Consider the following 21,260-nt stretch of genomic DNA (forward strand, 5'->3'; position numbering starts at 1 on the left):
GCGGATGCGGCCGATCGATTTCCTGCTGCGCGCCGCCCGCCGCCATCCCGACAAGGTCGCGCTCTCGGGCCCCGAGGGCGCGCTGAGCTACGCCGAGCTGCTGGCCCGCACCGAGGCGCTGGCCGCCGCGTTCCAGGCACTGGTGCCCGATCCGCGCGGGCGCATCGCGATCTGCGCGGGCAACCACCTCGCCCACGTGGTGTCGCTGTTCGCGACCCTGCTCGCGGGCCGCATCTGGGTACCGCTCAATCCGCGCGCCGGCGCCGACGAGCTGTGCCGCATCGTCGACTTCACCGAGGCCGCGCTGGTGATCGCCGAGCACGAGCAGGCGCCCAAGCTCGAGGCCACCGGCGCGCCGCGCGTGGTCTACCGGCCGGGCGCGCTCGGCACGGCGCCCACCGGTTGCGAACTCTCGGCGCTGCTGGCCGCGCATGCGGGCCACCGGCCCGTGCCGGTGCGCCACGACCTGGCCGAGATCCAGGCGATCAAGTTCACCGGCGGCACCACCGGCGCGCCCAAGGGCGTGATGCAGAGCTACCGCGCGTGGAACACCACCATCGTCTCGATCATGCAGGCGATGAAGCTCGACGCCGACGAGCGCTACCTCGCGGTGGCCTCGATCACGCACGGCACCTCGACCTTCCTGCTGCCGGTGCTCGGCAGCGGCGGCACGGTGCTGCTGCCGCGCTCGACGAAGCCGCGCGAGGTGCTCGACCAGCTCGAGCACGACCGCGTGACCGCGGTGTTCATGCCGCCCACGCTGATCTACAGCCTGCTCGAGGACCCGACGGCGCGCGGGCGCGACTGGCGCGCGCTGCGCCACTTCGTCTATGCGGCGGCGCCGATGCGCAGCGCGAAGATCGTGGAGGCGCAGCAGGTGTTCGGCCATGTCGAGACCGGCTACGGCCAGACCGAGGCGCCGGCCATCATCTCCTACATGCCGGTGGAGGACGCGCTCGATCCGCGCAACCTCGAGTCGGTGGGCCGCGCCGCGCTGATGACCGAGGTCGCGATCATGGACCCGTCCGGCGCGCTGCTGCCGCCGGGCCAGGGCGGCGAGGTGGTGGTGCGTGGCGACCTCGTGATGTCGGGCTACTGGAAGCAGCCCGAGAAGACCGCCGAGGCCTTCCACGACGGCTGGCTGCGCACCGGCGACGGCGGCTATCTCGACGAGCGCGGCTTCCTGTTCCTCAAGGACCGCATCCGCGACCTGATCATCACCGGCGGCTTCAACGTCTACCCGACCGACGTGGAGAACGTGCTGGGCCGCCATCCGGCCGTGTACGACTGCGTGGTGATCGGCGTCGACGACGACAAGTGGGGCGAAGCCGTGCATGCCGCGGTGCAGTTGCGCGAGGGCGCGGCCTGCGAGGCCGCCGAGCTCGTCGCCTGGGTGCGCGAGCGGCTCGATCCCGTCAAGACGCCGAAGGCGGTGCACTTCTTCGACGCGCTGCCGCGCACCGCGAACGGCAAGGCCTCGAAGAAGGACGCACGCATCGAAGTGCTGCGGCGCATGGGCGCCGGCAGCGAGACCTCCTCACCGCATCACGCCACGCCATGAATTCCACGCCAAGCACCGATCGCCACGCCCTCGTCACCGGGGGCTCCTCGGGCATCGGCCTCGCGATCTGCCGCCGCCTCATCGAGAGCGGCTGGCAGGTCACCAGCCTCGACCTCCAGCCGCCGCCCGACGCGCGCAGCGGCGACCACCTGCGCGTGGACATGGCCGACCGCGAGGCGCTCGCCGCCGCGCTCGCCGAAGCCTGCGGCCGCCACCGCTTCACCGGCCTGGTGAACAACGTGGCCGCGATCCGCCCGGCGCCGCTCGAGAACACCTCGCTCGACGACTTCGACCTGCAGATCGGCGTGACCGCGCGCGCCGCGCTGCAGTGCGTGCAGGCCGTGCTGCCCGCGATGCGCGCGGCCGGCGGCGGACGCATCGTCAACATCACGAGCCGGGCCGCGCTCGGCAAGGAACTGCGCAGCGGCTACTCGGCCGCCAAGGGCGCGCTCAACGCGCTCACGCGCACCTGGGCGCTCGAGCTCGCGGCGCAGGGCATCACGATCAACGCGGTGGCGCCGGGCCCGATCGCCACCGAGGCCTTCAAGGCCGCGAACCCCGCCGACAGCCCGCGCACGCGGCGCATCGCCGAGGGCATTCCGGTGCAGCGCTTCGGCGAGCCCGCCGAGGTGGCGCACGCGGTCGACGCCTTCATGCACCCGATGGCCTCGTTCATGACGGGCCAGGTGCTCTATGTCTGCGGCGGCATCACCGTGGGCCTGGCGGGTTGAGGGGCCGGCGATGACGATCAGGACCGAGATCGGCTACACCACCCCCGACGCGATCCACGTGCGCGGCATGAACCTCGCCACCGAGATCATCGGCAAGCTCGACTTCGTCGAGATGCTGTGGCTGCTCGCGATGGCGCGGCTGCCCGAGCCGCGCGAGAAGGCCATGGTCAACATGCTGCTGGTGACCGCGGCCGACCACGGCCTCACGCCGAGCGCGATCGCCACGCGCATGACCTGGCTCGGCGCGCCCGAGTCGCTGCAGGGCGCGGTGGCCGCGGGCCTGCTGGGCGCGGGCTCGAACTTCCTCGGCACGGTGCAGAACGTCAGCGAGATGCTGCTCGCGGCCGCCGAGGGTCTCGCCGACGACGCGAGCGATGCCGAAGTGCGCGAACGCGCGGCCACGCTGGTGCGCGAGCGCCGGCAGGCCAGGCGCAGTATCCCGGGCATCGGGCATCCGATCCATGTCGACGGCGATCCGCGCGTGCCGACGCTCCTGGCCGTGTCGAAGGCCAACGGCTACTTCGGGCGCCACTGGCGCCTCGCGCTCGCGCTGGTCGAGGTGCTGCGCGAGGACCACGGCCGCCACCTGCCGCTCAACGCGGCCGGTGCCAACGGCGCGGTGCTCGCCGACATGGGCCTCGACCCGCTGCTGGGCCGCGGCCTCGCGCTGGTCGGGCGCGCGGCCGGGCTGGTCGCGCATGTCTGCGAGGAGTCGCGCGCGCCGACCGGGCAACAGCTCTGGGACCTGGTGCTACGGCAGGACCCGCGCAACGTGCTGCCCGCGCGCGGCTGAACCGCCGCGGGCTCAGAAGCTGTACCTGGCGCTCAGCAGCGCGCTGCGCTCGGCGCCCCAGTAGCAGGCGCTGCTCGCGCAGGTCGAGAGGTAGCGCTTGTCGAGCGCGTTGCTCACGTTGAGCGCGAAGCGCCAGTGCGGCAGCTCGTAGTACAGCGCGAGGTCGAGCAGCGTGCGTCCGCCCACCGCGATCTGGTTGGCCGCGTCGCCGTAGGTCTTGCCGACGTAGCGCAGCCCGGCGCCCACGCCGAAGCCCGCGAGCGCGCCGTCGAAGCGGTAGTCGCTCCAGACCGAGGCGATGTGACGCGGCACCAGCGCGGGGCGGCGGCCCAGTTCGCTCTTCACGTCGCTGCGCGTGACCTCGACGTCGTTGTAGGTGTAGTTGAAGACCAGGTTCCAGCGCCGCGCCGGACTGGTCTTGGCCTCGAGCTCGAGGCCGCGCGAACGCGTCTCGCCGACCTGGCGCGTGAAGCCGGTCAGGCCGTCGGTGGTGGCGGCGTTGGTCTTGCGCAGGTCGAACAGCGCGGCCGTGTAGAGGCTGTCGCTGCCCGGCGGCTGGTACTTGAGGCCGAGCTCGAACTGCTTGCCGCGCGTCGGCTCGAAGGCCGCGCCGGTGGCGGTGTTGGTGCCGATCAGCGGCAGGAACGAGGTGGCATAGCTCGCGTACGGCACCAGGCCGCTGGCGAAGCCGTAGCTGAGCGCGGCGCGGCCCGAGAAGGCCTGGTCGCGCTGCGCCTGGCGCTGGCCGTTGAGCCGGTTGTCGGTGGTGGTGCGCGCGCGGTCCCAGCGGCCGCCGAGCGTGGCGAGCCAGCGCTCGCCGAAGCGGACCTGGTCCTGCAGGTAGATGCCGCTCTGGTACTGCGCGACGCGGCTGTCGAGCTGGGCCGTGGCCGGCAGCGCGAAGGCCTGGCCGTAGACCGGCGCCAGCAGGTCGAGCGTGGGCTCGGCGCCGATCCAGCGCTGCGCATGGGCCTTCACGCGCGACAGGTCCAGCCCCAGCAGCAACTCGTGCACCGTGTCGCCGAGCGCGACGCGGCCCGCGAGCTGGTTGTCGATCGCGACCTGGCGCAGGTTCTCCTCGCGCCGGAACGCATAGCGGTTGAGCGTGCGGCCATCGGCGCGCAGGCCGTTGAGCATGGTCTTGTTGAACACCGGCACGTCGACATCGCCCACGCGCGCGTTCTGGCGCAGGCGCCACTGCTCGCCGATGCGGTGCTCGAGCTCCCAGCCGACCGAGCCCTGGTTCTGGTGGAAGCGGTCGAAGCCGCGCTCGGAGTACGAGATGTGCGTGGGCACCGGGCCGGGCCAGGTCCACGACCAGTTGTTCGTGAGCGTGCTGCGGTCGCGCAGGTAGTCGGCCAGGAAGGTGATCTCGGTGTCGCCCGAGAGCTTCCAGCGCACCGCGCCCGCGAGGTAGGCGCGGTCGTTGCGGTCGTCGAACACGTTGTTGCCGTCGCGCGCGAAGCCGGTCAGGCGCCAGGCCACGCGGCCGTCCTCACCGGCCACGTCGCCGATGTCGAAGGCGCCCTGCTTCACCTCGTGCGTGCCCGCACCCGCCTCGACCTCGCGCAGGCGCGTGCCGGTGGGCCGCTTGCTGGTGCGGCTCACCAGCCCGCCGGCCTCGGCCTGGCCGTAGAGCACCGACGAGGGGCCGCGCAGCACCTCGATGCGTTCCATGCCGTAGGGCTCGGTGCGGAACAGCGCGTAGCTGTAGCTGGCCTGGCGCAGCCCGTCGCGGTAGTCGCTGGTGGCCTGGCCGTTGAAGCCGCGGATCATCAGCCAGTCGTAGCCCTTGGAGTCGGGGCCGTAGGTCTCGATCGCCACGCCGGGCACGTAGCGCAGCGCCTCGGTCACGGTCTGCACGCCGCGCGCATCCATCTCCTGGCGGCTGATCACCGAGATCGCCTGCGGCGTCTCGACCAGCGCGGTGTCGGTCTTGGTGCCCATGGCGCTTCGGCGGGCGACGAAGCCGGTGTCGTCGGCCAGCGTGGGCGGCGCCGGGTCGGCGTTCACGCGCACCTCGGGCAACTGCGCGGTGCCCGCCGGGGACGGCGGCGGCGTCACCGCCGCCGGCGCGGCCACGCGCCCGAGCGAATAGCTGCGGCTGCCCTTGTCGACCAGCGCGTGGCCGCTGCCCGCGAGCAGCCGCGCGAAGCCCTCGCGCATGCCGAAGCGCCCGCGCAGGCCGGGGCTGCGCAGGCCGTCCAGCGTGGCCGGGTCGAAGGACAGCGGCACGCCGGCCTGGGCCGCGAACTGGGCCAGCACACGGTTCAGCGGGCCGGCGGGAATGTCGTAGTCGGCGCGCGCCTCGGGCGGCGCGGGCTCGGCCGCGAGGGCGCCCGCGGCCGGGCCGAGGGCGGCGAAGGCAAGCCCCAGGCACAGGGCGCGCGCGGTGCGGGCGAGTGGAGGGGGCGCGGAGGAACGGCGGACGGACAAGATGCTTCCTTCTTGGTGCTGCATGCAGGCGGTGGACGAAAGGGCGGGCCTCGGTCTCGAGGCCCTTCTCCCGGTACACCGCGCGCGCGCGAAAAAGGGATCAGCTTTTTTTCAGCGCGCCTCGACCACGGTCCAGTAGCGCGTGATGCCGCCGATGCGCACCGGCAGCGTCTTGGCCAGCAGCGCGAGGCTGGCATCGGTGTCGCGCAGCGGGAAGGCGCCCGACACGCGCAGCGCGCCGACCGCGGGATCGCAGCGCAGCACGCCGCCGCGGTAGCGCGAGAGCTCCGCCACCAGCGCGTCGAGGCGCATGTCCTTGGCCACGACCATGCCGTGCTCCCACATCAGCGCCGCCGGGTCGGCCGGCGCCTCGGCGCCGAGCCCCGCGGGGCCGATCGCGCCCTGCATGCCCGCGGGCACGATCCGCGTCTGCCCGGTGGCGGCCGAACGCAGCTCGACCGCGCCCTCGTAGACCGCCACGCGCAGGCTGTCGGCCTCGCGGCGCACGGTGAAGCGCGTGCCGAGCGCGCGCGCCGTGCCCTGCGGCGCCTGCACCACGAAAGGCCGCGCCAGCGAGGCCGGCAAGGCGTCGTGGCCGGTGGTCAGCAGGATCTCGCCCGCATGCAGCCAGAGCCTGCGCCATTCGGCATCGAAGCGCACGTCGAGCGCGGTGGCGGTGTTGAGCACCACCGTCGTGCCGTCGGCCAGCGTGAGCCGGCGCTGCTCGCCGGTGGCGGTGCGCAGGTCGGCGACCCAGTCCCGCCACGGCTGCTCGCGCCACAGCCACCAGGCCGGCGGCGCGGCGAGCGCCACGGTGGCCAGCAGCTGCAGCGCCTGGCGCCGGCCACGCGGGCGCACGCGGCGCAGCGCGTCGCCGCCCACGCCCTCGGGCACCTGCGCGAACAGGGACTGCACCGAGGTCGCGCGGCGCCAGGCCTCGGCATGGGCGGCGCTCTGCCGGCCCCAGCGCGCGAAGGCCTCGTGCTCGCGCGGATCGGCCGGGCCGCCGCCGAGGCGCACCATCCAGTCGGCGGCCTCGCCGAGCAGCGCCGCACCCGGTTCCTGCGAAACGCCCACGCGGTTCATGCGGCCGCCAGGCAGGCGACGAAGGCCTTGCGCATGTGGCGCTTGACGGTGACCTCCGAGGTCCGCAACTGCGCGGCAATCGCCGCGTAGCCGAGGCCATCGAGTTGCGCCAGCAGGAAGATCTCGCGCGTGCGCGCCGGCATGGCGCGCAGCAGCGCATCGACGCGCTGCAGCGTCTGCAGCACCAGCAGCCGCGTCTCGGGCGACGGCGCCTCGGCCTCGGGCCGGTGGGCCAGCGCCTCGAGGTAGGCGCGCTCGACCTCGGCGCGCCGCCAGTGGTCGATCACCAGGCCCTTGGCGATGTGGGTGAGCAGCGCGCGCGGCTCCTCGCCCCAGTGCTGGCGGCGCCGGTTGGCGAGGATGCGGACGAAGGTGTCGTTGGCGAGGTCGGCCGCGTCGCAGGCATTGCCCAGCCGCGCGCGCAACCAGTGCCGCAACCATCCGTGGTGCTCGGCATAGAGGCTCGCGACGTCGCCGGCGGATTCGGCGGTGGTGGCAGGGGCGGACATGGCGATTCGGGCACGGGCCGGGCGGATGGCTCGATCGCGCCGGCTTGCAATTTAATAAGAACGTTTCTCATTTAATTATGCATGAGGCCACGCGGCGCCCGGCCGGTTACGGCCGTTACGCGGGTGACGAAGCCCGGCCGCGGACGCGTTGCGGCGCGATGGGCCGCCGCCCGAAGATGCGCGGCCATCCGCCACACCGAGCCCTCATCGCCATGCTTCGCCATCCGCTCCCGCGCGCCCGCCTCGCCGCGCTCGCACTCTCCTCGTTCGCCTTCGCCGCGGCCCACGCCCAGCCCGCGACGGGCTTCGACACCGCGCCCGCGCGGCTGGCCGCCGAGGTGCTGGGCCAGCGCCCCGGCACCGTCGTCGCCGGCACCTGGCGCAAGGGCATGGCGCACCTCGCCATCCTGCGCAACGCGCCCCGGCACACCGGCACGGCCAGGGCGATGACGCCCGGCGAAGCGCAACCGGTGTTCGAGATCGGATCGATCAGCAAGGTCTTCACCGGCCTGCTGCTCGCACAAGCGGTGGAGCGCGGCGACTTCTCGCTCGACGACACGCTGGGCCGGCTGCTCGCCGACAAGGCCACGCTGCCGCCGCCCGTGGCCGCGATCACGCTGCGCCAGCTCATCACCCACACGGCCTGTCTGCCGAACCTGCCCGCGCTGCCGGCGCGCCCGCCGGGGCCCGACTCCAATCCCTTCGCCAGGCCCACGCGCGCCCACCTGATGGTGGCGCTCTCCTCGCTCGAGCTCGCGCAGGCGCCGCCGTGCGCGCCGCGCTACGGCAGCCTCGGCATCGCGCTGGTCGGGCAGCTGCTGTCGGACCGCTATGGCCGGCCCTGGGACCAGCTGGTGCGCGAGCGCATCGCCGTGCCGCTGGGCATGAAGGACACGGTGCAGCACCTCGACGCGGCACGCGCGAAGCGGCTGCCCCAGGGCTACGCCGGCGATGCGGCGCGCGCGCCCTGGGAATTCGGCGCGCTGGCCGCGGCCGGCGCGTTGCGCAGCACCGTGCCCGACCTGCTCCTGTTCGCACGCGCATTGATGGCCGGCCGCGCAGGACCGCTGGGCGCCGCGGCCGAGCGGCTGCGCGAGCCGCTGTCGGCGCAGGGCGAGTACGACGTCGGCTATGCGCTGCGCATGCGCGATCCGGCCGCGGGCGGCGCGCAGCGGCGCATCTACTTCCACACCGGCCAGACCGGCGGCTACCGCGCGCTGCTCGCGTTCTCGCCGGCCACGAACGGGGCGCTGGTGCTGCTCGCGAGCAACGACGCGGCCGCGGTGGTGCCGGTGCTGGACGCGCTCACCCTCCCCCTCGCCGCGAAGTAGCCATGCGGGCCGTCCCGGGGTGGCCGCCGCGCGATTGCCGGCACAATCCCCGCGGACACACCTGCATGAACACACGATTCGTCGAAGCCTTTCTCTGGGCCGCGCGGCTGGGCAGCTTCCGGGCCGCGAGCGACCGGCTGCACATCACGCAGGCGGCCGTGTCGAACCGCGTCGCCTCGCTCGAGGAAGACATCGGCGCGCGCCTGTTCGAACGCGACGCGCGCGAACTGCGGCTCACGCCGGTCGGCGTGCGCCTGATGGACTACGGCGAGCGGCTGCTCGAGCTGCGCCGCGAGATCGTCTCGCTGGGCCGCCCGCGCGAGGACCTGCTGGGCCTGGTGCGCATCGGCGCGATCGAGACCGTGGTCCACACCTGGCTGCTGGGCTTTCTCACCAACCTGCGCTCCACCTATCCGGGCATCGAGGTGCAGCTCACCTCCGAGACCACGCTGGCGCTGCACCGCGGCCTGCGCGAGGGCGCGCTCGACATCGCGCTGCAGACCGACCACATCGCGGGCGCGGGCATCGTGAGCACGCCCTGCCTGCCGATGCCCATGGGCTGGGTCGGGCAGATGAGCGCCGAGGGCACGCAGACGGTGGAGCAGCTGCTGCGCCAGCCGGTGCTGACCATGAGCCCGGGCTCGCAGCCGCACGAGGCGCTCAAGAACCTCTACCGCGCGGTGGGCATCCCGCTGGGCAAGGTGCATTGCGTGAGCTCGATCTCGGCGCTCGCGCGGCTGGTGAAGGCCGGCTTCGGCAATGCGCTGGTGCCGCTGCCGCCGGTCTACGAGTACGTGGCGGCCGGCGACGTGCGCATCATCGAATGCGATGCGCTGATCTCGCCGCAGCGGCTGGTGGTGAGCCATCTCGAGGCCGCCGACTCCGACGCCATCCGGCTCGTGGCCGAACTGGCCTGCCGGGCCTCCGACCAGTTCACGGCCGCGGCGGTCGCACCAATCTGGAGCGGAGCCATAGAGGGTTAACCCTCGAAACAGCGCATTTGCGCCCCATCGAGGGGCCAGTAATTCTTGTGGCTGTCGCCCAGAAAAACTCGTTTGTGACAGCCTGACCCCGCGACGGAAGATCGCGCCTTCTTTTTTCGAAGGCCCGCTCCCGCTTCTGCCGCCATGACTTCCACCGCCACCGCTTCCGAACCTTCCGCCGCCGAGAACGGCCTGCTCTTCGTCGCCTGCGACGTCGATCCCGCGGCCGACGAGGCCGACTTCAACCGCTGGTACGACCGCGAGCACGTCGAGGAACGCGTGCGCATTCCCGGCTTCCTTTCCGGCGCGCGCTACTTCTCGCTCGAAGGCGGCCGCCGCTACCTCGGCCTGTACCGCACCGCCTCGCTCGAGGTGTTCCGCTCGGCCGGCTACCGCGCCGCCTTCGAGCGCCAGACGCCGTGGTCGATCGCCAACCTCGACCGCATGCGCGATCCGATCCGCCGCGTCTGCGCGGTGCGCGCCGTCACCGGCTTCGGCAGCGGCAGCCATATCGCGGTGCTGCCGCTCGAGGTGGCCACCGATGCAGCGGCGCTCGCCGAACGCGCCGTCGAGGCCGGCCGCCGCCTCGCCGGGCAGCCGGGCTTCGTCCAGTCCTTCCTGCTGCAACCCGACGTCGCCCTGAGCACGCCGCTGCCGCGCGAGCGCAGCGAAGGCCGCGTGCTGCAGCCGATGCTGGTGGTCGAGACCAGCGGCGCCGACGCGGCGCGCGCCGCGCGCGCCACGGCCGCCGCCGCGCTCGATGCCGATCCCGCGAGCGGCTGGCTGCTCGCGCTCGGCTGGAAGCTGCACGCCGGCGAGCTGGCCTGACCGACCGCCTCCTTCACCTTCTTCCTCGTTCCAGGATCCTCATGACCGAACACGCTCTCCCGGCCGCGTCCGCCGCGCACGGCGCCAAGCCCGCCAAGATGGGCCGCCTCGCGATGGCCAGCTCCATCGGCACCACGCTCGAGTGGTACGACTTCACCGTCTACAACATCATGGCGGCGCTGGTCTTCAACGCGATCTTCTTCCCCTCCTTCGATCCGCTGACCGGCACCATCCTCGCCTTCTCGACCTACGCGGTCGGCTACATCTCGCGCCCGCTCGGCGGCGTCGTCTTCGGCCACCTCGGCGACCGGCTCGGCCGGCGCTTCGTGCTGGTCGCCACGCTGGTGATCATGGGCGTGTCGACCGGCCTCATGGGCCTGCTGCCGACCTACGCGAGCTGGGGCATCTGGGCACCGGTGGCGCTGGTCGCGCTGCGCTTCGTGCAGGGCGTGGCGCTCGGCGGCGAATGGGCCGGCGCGGTGCTGCTGTCGATGGAACACGGCAAGCCGAACGAGCGCGGCCGCAACGCCTCGTTCACGCAGGTCGGCCCCTCGGCCGGCACGCTGATCGGCACCGGCTTCATCGCCGCCGTCTCGGCCTGGCTCAGCCCCGAGGACTTCCAGTCCTGGGGCTGGCGCATCCCCTTCGTCTCGAGCGTGGCGCTGGTGCTGTTCGGCCTGTGGCTGCGCCGCGGCGTGGAGGAAACGCCGGTGTTCCGCGAGATGGAGCAGAAGCAGGAGACCGCCAAGACCCCGATCAAGGAAGTGCTGGGCCAGCACTGGCGCCGCCTGCTGGTGGCCGGCGGCTCGCGCATCGGCTCCGACGTGCTCTATGCGCTGGTGGTGGTGTTCACCCTCACCTACGTGACCACCGTGCTGCACCTGTCGCGCCCGCTGGCGCTGACCGCGACCATGATCGGCGCGGCCTGCAACGCGATCTCGGTGCCCTGGTTCGGCAGCCTGTCGGACCGCATCGGCCGGCGTCCGGTCTACATCATCGGCGCGCTCTGCGGCATCGTCTGGGCCTTCGTGTTCTTCGTGCTGATGGACAGCGCCAAGCCGCTCGCGATCTGCGCCGCCGTGGTGGTCGGCCTCGTGATCCACGCCATGATGTACGGCCCGCAGGCCGCCTTCGTGACCGAGCAGTTCCCGAACCGCGTGCGCTATGCGGGCTCCTCGCTGGCCTACACGCTGGCCGGCATCCTCGGCGGCGGCTTTGCGCCGCTGATCATCGCCAGCCTGTTCAAGTCCTACGGCAGCACGCTCGCGGTCTCGCTCTACGTGACCGGCGCGCTGTGCCTCACGCTGGTCGCGCTGCTGGTGGCGCGCGAGACCGCGCACGAACCGCTGGAGGCCTGAAGCGATGACGCGCAACACCCTGCACATCGCGTGCGAAAGCATCGCCGAGGACGGCACCCGCAGCAGCGCGCTGCACGCCGTCGCGCCCAGCGCGCTGGTGGTGGCCGGCTGGACCGGCCGCGACAGCGCCGCCATCGAGCACCACATCGAGGAGCTGGCCGCGCTCGGCGTGCCGCGTCCCTCGAGCGTGCCGCTGTACTACCGCATGGCCTCGCTGCTGCTCACGCAGTCCGCCGAGATCGAGGCCCTGGGCGACCAGAGCTCGGGCGAGGCCGAACCGCTGCTGTTCTTCTCGCGGGGCGAGTGGTGGCTCGGCGTGGCCTCGGACCACACCGACCGCCAGGTCGAGAGCTATTCGGTCGCCGTCTCCAAGCAGATGTGCGCCAAGCCGCTGGCCGCCTCGGCCTGGCGCTGGCGCGACGTGGAGGCGCACCAGGACGCCATCGAGTTGCGCTCGCGCATCTTCGAGGATGGCCGCTGGGTCGACTACCAGCGCGGCACCCTCGCCGCGATCCGCCCGCTGGCCGCGCTGCGCGACGGCCTGCCGGGTCTTGGCAAGGAGCCCGAGGGACTTTTCATGACCTGCGGCACACTGGCGGCGCTGCCCAACGCGCGCGGCGAGGCCATCCGCCCCGCCGCGCAGATGGAAATCGAGTTGCATGACGCGCGCCTGCAGCGGCGCATCGTCCACCGCTATGCGGTGCGCGTCCTGCCCGTGATCGCCTGAACGCCAACTCTTTCATGACACAGAACGACTCCACCATCGGCGCGCTGCGCGCGCGCATCGCCCGCGGCGAACTCACGCACGAGGCGCTGATCGAGCAGGTGCTCGACGGCGCCGCGCAGCCCGCGGCCGCGCATGTCTTCACCCGTCTCTACGCCGACGCCGCCCTGGCCGCCGCGCGCCATGCCGATGCCGCCCACAAGGCCGGCGTGCAGACCGCGCCGCTCGCCGGCCTGCCGGTCTCGATCAAGGACCTCTACGACGTGGCCGGCGAGACCACCCTGGCCGGCTCCATCGCCTGCCGGGGCGAGCCTCCGGCCGCGCGCGACGCGACCGTGGTGACGCGGCTGCGCGCGCAGGGCGCGGCCATCGTGGGCCGTACCAACATGACCGAGTTCGCGTTCTCGGGCGTGGGCATCAACCCGCACTACGGCACGCCGCGCAACCCGGCCGATGCCGAGGTCGCGCGCATTCCCGGCGGCTCCTCGTCGGGCGCCGCGGTGTCGGTAGCGCTGGGCCTCGCGGTCGCGGGCCTGGGCTCGGACACCGGCGGCTCGATCCGCATTCCGGCCGCGCTGTGCGGCATCGTCGGCTTCAAGAGCACGCAGTCGCGCGTGCCGCGCACCGGCGCCTTCGAACTCGCGCGTTCGCTCGACACGGTGTGCGCGATGGCGCGCAGCGTGGAGGACTGCCTGGTCGCCGACGCCGCGATCGCCGACGCGCCGCTCGTGGTGCGGCGCCGGCCGGCGCAGGGATTGCAGCTTGCGGTGCCGAAGACGCTGATGTTCGATGCGATCGAGCCTGGTGTGGCGCGGGCTTTCGAGCGGGCGGTGCAGGCGCTGTCGAAGGCGGGGGCGCAGATCGTCGAAATTCCCTTGAGCGAACTGGCGGAGATCGGGACGGTCAATGCGCCAGGGGGGTTGTCGCCTATCGAGGCTTCGGCTGTGCATCGGGAACGGTTTGCTTCGAAGCGCGAGGCTTTCGACTCTCGGGTTGCGGCGCGGATTGCCTTGGGGACCGAGGTGCGGGCGGCCGATTACATCGCGCTGCTGGATCGGCGGCGGGAATGGATTTCTCGGGTCGAAGGACGGCTTGAAGGCTTCGATGCGCTGTTGTGTCCCACCGTGCCTATCGTGGCGCCCGCCATCGATTCGCTGGCTGAGGATTCGGCGTTCTTCCAGGCGAACGGACTGTTGTTGCGGAATACGTTTGCGATCAATTTGATGGACGGGTGTTCGTTCAGCTTGCCTTGTCATTCTTCTGGGGAACTGCCTGTTGGGTTGATGCTGTCCTCTGTTTGGGGGGATGACTCGCGGTTGGCTGGGGTTGCTTTGGCTGTCGAGGACGTGCTGCGGGTGGGGTGAGGTTGCTCTTCTTGTTTGGGCTGTTGGCCGGGTCTCGCCCCGGCGGGCGAGTCACTTTCTCTTGTCTCGCCAAGAGAAAGTAACCAAAGAGAAGGCGACCCCGCTGTCTGTGTCCCTTCGCTTCGCTGCGGGCAACCTGCGGTGCTCGGAGAAAGCGGGGGTCCGCAGAACTCGCTCCACTTCGTTGCGCTCAGACAGCTGCGGCCCTTGTCCCGCTTTCTCCTGCGCTCCTCGGCACAGCCAGAGGGGATCAGGATCAACGCGCCGTGGCGCGTCCTTGTGTGGTGAGTGCGCATGCGTAGGCCCTGGACCTTTCACCGAGGCCGAGCGAAGCGACGGCCCGTTGGGTCTTGGTGGCCGAGCGTAGCGATGGCCCGATCCCCCCCCTCTGGCTGCGCCGAGGAGCGCAGCGTTTCGCGGATCAGGGCTCGCAGCTGTTTGAGCGAAGCGAGTTCTGCGAGACCCCGCGAAACGCGAGCACCGCAGGTTGCCCGCTGCTTCGGGGGGGGTCGCAGACAGTGGGGTCGCCTTTTCTTTGCCTACTTTTTTTTGGCGAAGCAAAAGAAAGTAGGTCCGCCGCCGGGCGGAATTCCCGGCTCCTGCCTCAGCAAAAGCAAACCGCTATTTAGAGGAAGTAGCAGCCCCCAATGCATCAGGCTCAACAGCAACACGCACCTGCCGCCGCGCATACCTCTGCGCCAACACAGCACAAACCATCAACTGCATCTGATGAAACAACATCAGCGGCAAAACGATGGCGCCAACCGCATGCGAAGCAAACAGAACCTTCGCCATCGGAATCCCGCTGGCCAGACTCTTCTTCGACCCGCAGAACACGATAGTGATCTCGTCCTCCGTATCGAAGCCAAGCTTGCGCGCCAACAAGGTAGTAAGGCTCAACGCCAACGCCAGGATCACCGCACACACCACCAGCAACCCCACCAGCGCATGCCCCGGCACCTGCCGCCACAACCCCTCGATCACCGCCGCACTGAACGCCGTATAGACCACCAGCAGGATCGACCCCTGGTCCACGAACTTCAGCACCGAAGCACGCCGCTTCACCCAGCCCCCGATCCAGGGCCGCAGCAGATGTCCCGCCGCGAACGGCACCATCAGCTGCAGCAGGATCCGCCCGATCGCATCGAGCGAGGACGAAGCCGCGTGCCCGCCATGCGGCAACACCACCAGCCCCACCAGCACCGGCGTCACGAACACCCCCAGCAGCGTCGATGCCGAAGCACTGCAGATCGCAGCCGGCATGTTGCCGCGCGCCATCGCCGTGAAGGCGATCGCCGACTGCACGGTGGCCGGCAGCACGCACAGATACAGCACGCCGGTGTAGAGCTCGGGCGTGACCAGCGGCACCAGCACCGGCTTCAACGCCAGCCCGAGCAGCGGGAACAGCACGAAGGTGCTCGCGAACACCAGCAGGTGCAGCCGCCAGTGGGTGATGCCCTCGAGGATCGCCTCGCGCGAGAGCTTGGCGCCGTGCAGGAAGAACAGCAGGCCGATGGCCACCGTGGTCAGGCCCTCGAAGAACTGGGCGGGACGGCCGCTGGCGGGAACGAGGCTCGCGAGGGTGACGACCGACAGCAGGGCGAGGGTGAAGTTGTCGGGCAGGAGGCGGGAACGGGACATGGAAAGGCAAAGCGCGACCGGCCCCGGGACGGGGACGATCGCTCGAATAAGGGATTACCCGTATTTTCGCGCTAGTGCGCCGTCGAGGCGGCGGGGCGCGAAGAAGGCGACGCGGACGGTGGGGGATAGCCCGTGGGGGCGGCCGTGAAGCGTGCCTGGCGGCAGCGCAGGCAGTAGTCGATCAGGTCGTCGACCTCGGTCGCCTTGTCGAACACGGCGTCGGCGCCGAGCTGCAGGCAGCGGCGGCGCATGTCGGGCGTGGCGTGATTGCTCAGCACCACCATCTTCTGCGACGGATCGCGGTGGCGGCAGGCCTGCAGCACGCTGAGGCCGGTGCCGTCCTTCAGGAACAGGTCGACGATCGCCAGGTCCCACAGCGCCATGTTGCGCGTGAGCCAGCGCGTGCTCTCGGCCTCGGTGTCGGCCAGGCCGACCGGATCGACCCGCGCCACCTCGCGCAGGGTGCCCACGAGGTTCTCGCGGATGGTGGGGTTGTCTTCGACGATGAAGGTGCGGACGGTGCTCATGGCGGCGGGCGGCAATCCCGATCAGGCGGGATGGCCGGCGGGGCTTTGTTGCCAACGAGGCTACAAAGTGCGCCCGCCACAAGACGCAGGCATGACACCCCTGCCCGGGTAGGACAAGGCCGGGGCGCCGCTCAGAGCGTGAGGATCGTGCAGCCCGTGGTCTTGCGAGCCTCGAGGTCGCGGTGCGCCTGCTGCACGTCGTCCAGCGCATAGCGCTGCACGATCGGGATCTTCACCGCGCCGCTCTGCACGATGGCGAACAGGTCGTCCGCCATCGCCTGCGTGCTCTCGCGCGTGGCCAGGTGCGAGAACAGCGTGGGGCGCGTCAGGTACAGCGAGCCCTTGGCCGCCAGCACGCCGAGGTTGACCGGCGGCACCGGGCCCGAGCCGTTGCCGAACATGGCCAGCAGGCCGAAGGGACGCAGGCAGTCGAGCGAGCCCTCGAAGGTGTCCTTGCCGACCGAGTCGTAGACCACCTTCACGCCCTTGCCGCCGGTGATCTCCTTGACGCGGGCCGTGAAGTTCTCGCGGCCGTAGTTGATGGCATGCGCCGCGCCGTGGTCGAGCGCGAGCTGGCACTTGGCGTCGCTGCCGGCGGTGCCGATCAGCTGCAGGCCCAGCGCCTTGGCCCACTGGCAGGCGATCAGGCCGACGCCGCCGGCCGCGGCATGGAACAGCACGAAGTCGCCGGGCTGCAGGCCCTCGGCCGGCAGCGTCTTCTTCAGCAGGTACTGCGTGGTCAGGCCCTTGAGCATCATGGCCGCGCCGGTCTCGAAGGAGATGTCGTCGGGCAGCTTGCAGACGCACTTGGCGGGCATCACGCGCAGCTCGCTGTAGGCGCCGGGCGGCTGGCTCGCATAGGCGGCGCGGTCGCCGGCCTTCAGGTGCGTCACGCCCTCGCCCACCGCCTCGACCACGCCCGCGGCCTCCATGCCCAGCTGCAGCGGCATCTGGAACGGATAGAGCCCGCTGCGCTGGTAGGTGTCGATGAAGTTCAGGCCCACGGCCTTGTGGCGGATGCGGATCTCGCCGGGGCCGGGCTCACCGACCTCGACCTCGACGATCTTCAGTTCCTCGGGACCGCCATGGCGGTCGATACGAACGGCTTTGCTCAACATCGGTGCTGTCTCCACGCGCGAAAAAAGAAGAGGCGCATCCTGCCATGTTTGGGGTTTCCGCGGCGACACGGGTCATTGCATCCAGCCGTTAGAGTCGGCGCCCATGTCACAGCCGCAGCGCCTCACGCCCCTGACCGTCCTCCTGCTCGTCGTGCCGCCGCTGCTGTGGGCCGGCAACGCGGTGGTCGGTCGCCTGGTGCGCGAGCTGGTGTCGCCGCTCACGCTGAACTTCGTGCGCTGGGTGATCGCCTTCGTGCTGCTGCTGCCGCTCGCGGCCCCGGTGCTGCGGCCCGCGAGCCCGCTGTGGGCGCACTGGAAGCGCTACGCGCTGCTGGGCCTGCTGGGCATCGGTCTCTACAACGCCTTCCAGTACCTGGCGCTGCAGACCTCCACGCCGATCAACGTGACGCTGGTGGGCTCGAGCCTGCCGCTGTGGATGCTGGCGGTGGGCAGCCTGTTCTTCGGCGCCCGCCCGCATGGGCGCGCGATCGGCGGCGCGCTGCTGTCGATGCTCGGCGTGCTGCTGGTGCTCAGCCGCGGCGAATGGCGCCAGCTGCTGGCGCTGCGGCTGGTGCCGGGCGACCTCTACATGATCCTCGGCACCATCGCATGGGCCTTCTACAGCTGGCTGCTCGCGCGCACGCACGAGCCCGCCGCGCTGCGGCGCGACTGGGCCGCGTTCCTGATGGCGCAGCTGGTGTTCGGCATCGCCTGGTCGGGCGCGCTCGCGGCCGGCGAATGGGCGCTGACGCCGGCCCATCTCGACCTGGGCTGGCCGCTGGCCGCCGCCATGGCCTTCATCGGCATCGGCCCGGCGGTGCTGGCCTACCGCTGCTGGGGCACCGGCGTGCAGCGCGCGGGCCCGCAGGTGGCGGGCATCTTCATGAACCTCACGCCGCTGTTCGCGGCCGTGATGTCGGCGGCCTTCCTGCGCGAGGCGCCGCACTGGTACCACGGCGCGGCCTTCGTGCTGATCGTGGGCGGGATCGTGGTGTCGACACGGCGCTGAACGAGCGCTCGCGCGCGCTGCTCAGGGCTTGCGGAACAGGCCCGTCAGCAGGCCCTTCTCGTCGAAGCGGTCGTCCTTGAAGCACTCGATGGTTTCCAGTCCCGCCGCTTCCATCGCCCGCGCCAAGCTGGCCTCGGTGTAGAAGCCCACGTGGCAGGGATCGGGATAGGCGCGGTCGTAGGGGATCGAGATCACGAAGTGGCCGCCCGGCACCAGCGACCGGCACGCCGACGAGAGGAAGTCCGCCACGTCGTCGGCGTAGATGTGCTCCAGCGTATGGAAGCTCACGACGGTGTCGGCCGGCGGCACGATCGGGCCGTCGGCCGTGAGGTCGTGCTCGACGAACAGGCTCGGCAGGGGCACGGCTTCGAAGAGTTCGCGCGCCAGCGACAGCGCCTGTTCGTTGAGGTCCATGCCGACCACCTCGCTCACCCGCGGGTTCTCGCGCAGCCAGTAGGTGCTCGCGCCGTGGTTGCAGCCGATGTCGAGCACGCGGCCCTGGATGAAGGGCGCATAGGCCTGCAGAATGCGGCGGTTCGCATGCCGCTCCCAGAAGCCGAACGGGCTCGGCTCGACCGTGAGGTACGACTCCTTGGCATAGCGCATCGGCGGCGGCGCGGCGGGCGCGAACAGGTGCGCCAGTTCCGGTTGGCTCGCCAGCCAGCGCGGCGCCTCCTCGCGGCCCACCAGTTGCCACGCATAGCCGGGCCGGTCATAGAGGTCGCGCCCCGAGGCCAGCAGCGCGGGGATGTCGAGCGCATCGAGCAGCTCGGGCCGGTTGTATTCCTGGTGCGCGAAGCCGCGGATCTTGGCGCGCACCGCCTCTTCGTCCATCGCGAGGTACGACAGGTGCCAGCCCGCGTCGTCGATCAGCCGCGCGGGCTGGGCGCCGTTGCGCACGCGCAGGCGCAGCTGGTCGGGCGTGAGACCGTCGAGCCGCGCGCGCGTGGCCGCCACGGTCCAGACCGACGCGGCCTCGGGGCCCTGCACGTTGCGGTAGTCGGCGTAGAAGTAATAGAAGGCCTGGCGCAGCCCGAAGACCTCGTGGCGGCGGTCGTCGCGCATGGCGCGCACGACTTCGGCGCGCGGTATCTCGTCGGCGTCGGAGACCATCACCAGGTCGTGCGGCGCCGCGTCGTGCAGGCCGCGCAGGATCTGGTTGCGCTGGAATTTCTCGCGGATCCAGAAGCCCGATTTCGGCGCGTCGGCATGCCAGTCGCCGGGCACGGCGATCGCATCGGCGGCCGCGTCGACCTCGGGCATGTCGTGCACCGCCACATGGCGGATGCGCGGCAGGAAGGCCGCGATGCGCGGATCGGCGGCATCGAAGCGCAGCGGCTTGGGCGCGCCGGTGAAGCTGCGGTCGGCCTCGACCACGACGAAGCAGTCGACCACCTCGTCGAGCTCGTGCAGCCGCGCCGCGAGGATGTCGGCCTCGCCGTTGTAGGTGAAGCAGTCGTAGACCCTGCGCGTGGGACCGGGCGACACGGCCGCGGCCTGCGCCTCGGGCGGGAACTCGATGCGGTAGCCGCGGCGCTCGAACATCGTCAGCAGGTCGCGCTCGCCGTACCAGCCGTCGAGCTCCGACAGCGGCACCAGCGAGCGCACCGTGGGCGGCGACAGCGACACCAGCCGACGCACCTTCGAGTGATGGCCGAAGATCTTCAGCGCATCGAAACCATGGTGCAGCTGCGGGCCCGCATGCTCGATCGCGAACTCGCGCGCCAGCTCGACCGGCGCGAAGCGCAGGCCCCGGGCCTCGAGCGCCGGCCGCAGCACGCCGGTCAGCTGCACGTCTTCCAGCAAGGGGTTGTGGTGCCAGTGCATCCGCAGCGGCTCGCCCTCGAGCGCGTCGGGCGGCGGAATCTCGACGCGGATCTCGGGATGGTCGACCAGCGCGCGCAGGAAGCGTCGGCTGCGCAGGCTGAAGCCGCCGTTGAGCACCGGCGTGACGCGGTGATCGGGCCGCGCGTACTCGTCGGCCCATTCGAAGCGGTTGCGCCAGTAGGCCGGCCCCTGCGGCGGCTCGATGCGCGCGAGGTGGATCGGCGCGCCGATGCAGTCGTGGTCGAGGAAGGCCTCGTTCCAGTTGGCCGCGTCGAGCACCCAGCCGTCTTCCTGCACGATCAACGCGAACTCGGTGTCCACCAGGCGCCAGAGCGCGAACATGATGAACCAGCTGTACTCGTGGTAATCGAGCGGCGCGATCGCGCGGTGCGCGATGCCGCGGCCCAGATCGGCCGGCGCCTGCGGGCTGCACAGCAGCGCGCGCGCACCGGGCATCTGCGCCAGGCTCAACGCGAGCGCCATGGCGGCGCCGCGCGCATCCGGCAGGCCGGTGACGGACACCAGCGTGATCTTCTGAAACGACTCCCTGCTCATCTTCTTGCCCCGCGAATTCTTCGTTCCGCGTGATGCCCGGTCCGGCTCAGTAGGTGCCGGGGTAGGCACCGCCATCGGCCAGCACGTTCTGCCCGGTCATGTAGCCGGCCTGCACGCTGCACAGGAAGGCGCAGATGGCACCGAACTCGGCCGGCGTACCGAAGCGGCGCGCGGGCACGGACTTCTTGCGGTTCTCCCACACGGTGTCGAAGTCCAGGCCCGACTTCTGCGCCGCGCCGCTCATCGTGCCCTTGAGGCGGTCGGTCTCGAAGGAGCCGGGCAGCAGGTTGTTGATGGTCACGCCCTTGGCCGCGACACTGCTGCGCGCCACGCCGGCCACGAAGCCCGTGAGGCCGCTGCGCGCGCCGTTCGACAGGCCCAGCACCTCGATCGGCGACTTCACCGAGCTCGAGGTGATGTTGACGATGCGCCCGAAGCCGCGCTCGGCCATGCCGTCGACCGTGGCCTTGATGAGCTCGATCGGCGTGAGCATGTTGGCGTCGACCGCCTTGATCCAGTCCTCGCGCTCCCAGTTGCGGAAGTCGCCGGGCGGCGGGCCGCCGGCATTGGTGACCACGATGTCGAAGGCATGGCCCAGCGCGAACACCGCGGCGCGGCCGGCCTCGGTCGTGATGTCGGCCGCCACGGCCTTGACGAAGGGAGCCGGCGTGCCCGCGGCCGTGGCCGCGTCGGCCAGCTGCTTGGCGGCCGCCTCGAGCGCCTCGGCGCCGCGCGCCACGATCACCACGTTGACGCCCTCGCGCACCAGCGCCTCGGCGCAGCCGTAGCCCAACCCCTTGCTCGCGCCGCACACCAGCGCGGTCTTGCCTGCAATGCCCAGATCCATTTGTTCGACTCCAGAAGAGAAAGAAGAAAAGC

Annotated in this window: 18 protein-coding genes; 10 read left to right on the forward strand and 8 right to left on the reverse strand. The window is 71.2% G+C overall.

Features of this window, described 5'->3' with window-relative positions; all coding sequences use genetic code 11:
* Positions 1 to 4 precede the first annotated feature (4 nt).
* Genes ACEN9J_RS13100 through ACEN9J_RS13110 form a run of 3 tightly spaced genes read left to right on the forward strand, consistent with a single transcriptional unit; the run spans position 5 to position 3,085 of the window.
* Positions 5 to 1,561 carry a class I adenylate-forming enzyme family protein gene (locus ACEN9J_RS13100; RefSeq protein WP_413764273.1) on the forward strand — a complete coding sequence of 519 codons (1,557 nt, stop codon included), beginning with the start codon at positions 5 to 7 and terminating at the stop codon, positions 1,559 to 1,561.
* The gene (locus ACEN9J_RS13105; RefSeq protein ID WP_413764274.1) at positions 1,558 to 2,292 is read left to right on the forward strand and encodes an SDR family oxidoreductase; all 735 of its coding nucleotides are present in this window, start codon (positions 1,558 to 1,560) and stop codon (positions 2,290 to 2,292) included. Before ACEN9J_RS13100 ends, ACEN9J_RS13105 begins: the two co-directional genes overlap by 4 nt.
* Before the next feature lie 10 nt (positions 2,293 to 2,302).
* On the forward strand, positions 2,303 to 3,085 hold the full coding sequence (locus ACEN9J_RS13110; RefSeq protein ID WP_413764275.1) for a citryl-CoA lyase: 783 nt from the start codon (positions 2,303 to 2,305) through the stop codon (positions 3,083 to 3,085).
* A gap of 12 nt (positions 3,086 to 3,097) precedes the next feature.
* Here ACEN9J_RS13110 and ACEN9J_RS13115 read toward each other — a convergent pair whose 3' ends face one another.
* From ACEN9J_RS13115 to ACEN9J_RS13125, 3 genes are all read right to left on the reverse strand, one after another.
* Positions 3,098 to 5,521, reverse strand: coding sequence for a TonB-dependent siderophore receptor (locus ACEN9J_RS13115; RefSeq protein ID WP_413764276.1), 2,424 nt, complete (start codon positions 5,519 to 5,521; stop codon positions 3,098 to 3,100).
* 111 nt (positions 5,522 to 5,632) lie between these two features.
* A complete protein-coding gene (locus tag ACEN9J_RS13120; protein WP_413764277.1) occupies positions 5,633 to 6,607 on the reverse strand; it encodes a FecR domain-containing protein in 975 nt (324 codons plus the stop codon).
* Complete coding sequence (locus ACEN9J_RS13125) at positions 6,604 to 7,116, reverse strand: sigma-70 family RNA polymerase sigma factor (protein WP_057596386.1); 513 nt, start codon at positions 7,114 to 7,116, stop codon at positions 6,604 to 6,606. The genes ACEN9J_RS13120 and ACEN9J_RS13125 overlap by 4 nt, the downstream gene beginning before the upstream one ends.
* A gap of 212 nt (positions 7,117 to 7,328) precedes the next feature.
* Here ACEN9J_RS13125 and ACEN9J_RS13130 point away from each other — a divergent pair, with 212 nt between their 5' ends.
* The 6 genes from ACEN9J_RS13130 (at position 7,329) to ACEN9J_RS13155 (ending at position 13,704) form a co-directional block, all read left to right on the forward strand.
* Positions 7,329 to 8,447: a serine hydrolase domain-containing protein gene (locus ACEN9J_RS13130; protein WP_413764278.1), complete on the forward strand. Its 1,119-nt coding sequence runs from the start codon at positions 7,329 to 7,331 to the stop codon at positions 8,445 to 8,447.
* 65 nt (positions 8,448 to 8,512) lie between these two features.
* A complete protein-coding gene (locus tag ACEN9J_RS13135) occupies positions 8,513 to 9,430 on the forward strand; it encodes a LysR family transcriptional regulator (protein ID WP_208512148.1) in 918 nt (305 codons plus the stop codon).
* A gap of 144 nt (positions 9,431 to 9,574) precedes the next feature.
* Positions 9,575 to 10,258 carry a hypothetical protein gene (locus ACEN9J_RS13140; protein ID WP_413764279.1) on the forward strand — a complete coding sequence of 228 codons (684 nt, stop codon included), beginning with the start codon at positions 9,575 to 9,577 and terminating at the stop codon, positions 10,256 to 10,258.
* Positions 10,259 to 10,299: 41 nt separating this feature from the next.
* Positions 10,300 to 11,616 (forward strand): MFS transporter, encoded by a 1,317-nt coding sequence (locus tag ACEN9J_RS13145; RefSeq protein WP_093348525.1) that lies wholly within the window; start codon positions 10,300 to 10,302, stop codon positions 11,614 to 11,616.
* A gap of 4 nt (positions 11,617 to 11,620) precedes the next feature.
* Positions 11,621 to 12,343, forward strand: a complete 723-nt coding sequence (locus tag ACEN9J_RS13150; RefSeq protein ID WP_208511290.1) for a DUF2848 domain-containing protein — start codon at positions 11,621 to 11,623, stop codon at positions 12,341 to 12,343.
* A 14-nt stretch (positions 12,344 to 12,357) separates the two neighbouring features.
* A complete protein-coding gene (locus tag ACEN9J_RS13155; RefSeq protein ID WP_413764280.1) occupies positions 12,358 to 13,704 on the forward strand; it encodes an amidase in 1,347 nt (448 codons plus the stop codon).
* Between the two features lie 621 nt (positions 13,705 to 14,325).
* Here ACEN9J_RS13155 and ACEN9J_RS13160 read toward each other — a convergent pair.
* From ACEN9J_RS13160 to ACEN9J_RS13170, 3 genes are all read right to left on the reverse strand, one after another.
* Positions 14,326 to 15,345, reverse strand: a complete 1,020-nt coding sequence (locus ACEN9J_RS13160) for a bile acid:sodium symporter family protein (protein ID WP_057593764.1) — start codon at positions 15,343 to 15,345, stop codon at positions 14,326 to 14,328.
* A 71-nt stretch (positions 15,346 to 15,416) separates the two neighbouring features.
* A complete protein-coding gene (locus tag ACEN9J_RS13165) occupies positions 15,417 to 15,872 on the reverse strand; it encodes a response regulator (protein ID WP_057593763.1) in 456 nt (151 codons plus the stop codon).
* Between the two features lie 131 nt (positions 15,873 to 16,003).
* Positions 16,004 to 16,990, reverse strand: coding sequence for a quinone oxidoreductase family protein (locus tag ACEN9J_RS13170; protein WP_082321973.1), 987 nt, complete (start codon positions 16,988 to 16,990; stop codon positions 16,004 to 16,006).
* Positions 16,991 to 17,093: 103 nt separating this feature from the next.
* On the opposite strand from ACEN9J_RS13170, the gene ACEN9J_RS13175 reads away from it, so the two are divergent.
* A complete protein-coding gene (locus ACEN9J_RS13175) occupies positions 17,094 to 17,999 on the forward strand; it encodes a DMT family transporter (RefSeq protein WP_057593762.1) in 906 nt (301 codons plus the stop codon).
* A gap of 21 nt (positions 18,000 to 18,020) precedes the next feature.
* Here ACEN9J_RS13175 and ACEN9J_RS13180 read toward each other — a convergent pair whose 3' ends face one another.
* Positions 18,021 to 20,381 carry a DUF5672 family protein gene (locus ACEN9J_RS13180; protein WP_413764281.1) on the reverse strand — a complete coding sequence of 787 codons (2,361 nt, stop codon included), beginning with the start codon at positions 20,379 to 20,381 and terminating at the stop codon, positions 18,021 to 18,023.
* A gap of 46 nt (positions 20,382 to 20,427) precedes the next feature.
* Entirely contained in the window at positions 20,428 to 21,228 is an 801-nt protein-coding gene (locus ACEN9J_RS13185) for an SDR family oxidoreductase (protein ID WP_057593761.1), read from the reverse strand.
* Between the last annotated feature and the right edge of the window lie 32 nt (positions 21,229 to 21,260).

The sequence above is a fragment of the Variovorax sp. Varisp41 genome, from assembly GCF_047325085.1.
Classification (GTDB): Bacteria; Pseudomonadota; Gammaproteobacteria; order Burkholderiales; family Burkholderiaceae_C; genus Variovorax.

Coding starts and splice junctions, on each gene's coding strand:
- ACEN9J_RS13100 (WP_413764273.1), top strand. CDS start 5: ATGCGGCCGATCGATTTCCTGCTGCGCGCCGCCCGCCGCCATCCCGAC.
- ACEN9J_RS13105 (WP_413764274.1), top strand. CDS start 1,558: ATGAATTCCACGCCAAGCACCGATCGCCACGCCCTCGTCACCGGGGGC.
- ACEN9J_RS13110 (WP_413764275.1), top strand. CDS start 2,303: ATGACGATCAGGACCGAGATCGGCTACACCACCCCCGACGCGATCCAC.
- ACEN9J_RS13120 (WP_413764277.1), bottom strand. CDS start 6,607: ATGAACCGCGTGGGCGTTTCGCAGGAACCGGGTGCGGCGCTGCTCGGC.
- ACEN9J_RS13125 (WP_057596386.1), bottom strand. CDS start 7,116: ATGTCCGCCCCTGCCACCACCGCCGAATCCGCCGGCGACGTCGCGAGC.
- ACEN9J_RS13130 (WP_413764278.1), top strand. CDS start 7,329: ATGCTTCGCCATCCGCTCCCGCGCGCCCGCCTCGCCGCGCTCGCACTC.
- ACEN9J_RS13135 (WP_208512148.1), top strand. CDS start 8,513: ATGAACACACGATTCGTCGAAGCCTTTCTCTGGGCCGCGCGGCTGGGC.
- ACEN9J_RS13140 (WP_413764279.1), top strand. CDS start 9,575: ATGACTTCCACCGCCACCGCTTCCGAACCTTCCGCCGCCGAGAACGGC.
- ACEN9J_RS13145 (WP_093348525.1), top strand. CDS start 10,300: ATGACCGAACACGCTCTCCCGGCCGCGTCCGCCGCGCACGGCGCCAAG.
- ACEN9J_RS13150 (WP_208511290.1), top strand. CDS start 11,621: ATGACGCGCAACACCCTGCACATCGCGTGCGAAAGCATCGCCGAGGAC.
- ACEN9J_RS13155 (WP_413764280.1), top strand. CDS start 12,358: ATGACACAGAACGACTCCACCATCGGCGCGCTGCGCGCGCGCATCGCC.
- ACEN9J_RS13160 (WP_057593764.1), bottom strand. CDS start 15,345: ATGTCCCGTTCCCGCCTCCTGCCCGACAACTTCACCCTCGCCCTGCTG.
- ACEN9J_RS13165 (WP_057593763.1), bottom strand. CDS start 15,872: ATGAGCACCGTCCGCACCTTCATCGTCGAAGACAACCCCACCATCCGC.
- ACEN9J_RS13170 (WP_082321973.1), bottom strand. CDS start 16,990: ATGTTGAGCAAAGCCGTTCGTATCGACCGCCATGGCGGTCCCGAGGAA.
- ACEN9J_RS13175 (WP_057593762.1), top strand. CDS start 17,094: ATGTCACAGCCGCAGCGCCTCACGCCCCTGACCGTCCTCCTGCTCGTC.
- ACEN9J_RS13180 (WP_413764281.1), bottom strand. CDS start 20,381: ATGAGCAGGGAGTCGTTTCAGAAGATCACGCTGGTGTCCGTCACCGGC.
- ACEN9J_RS13185 (WP_057593761.1), bottom strand. CDS start 21,228: ATGGATCTGGGCATTGCAGGCAAGACCGCGCTGGTGTGCGGCGCGAGC.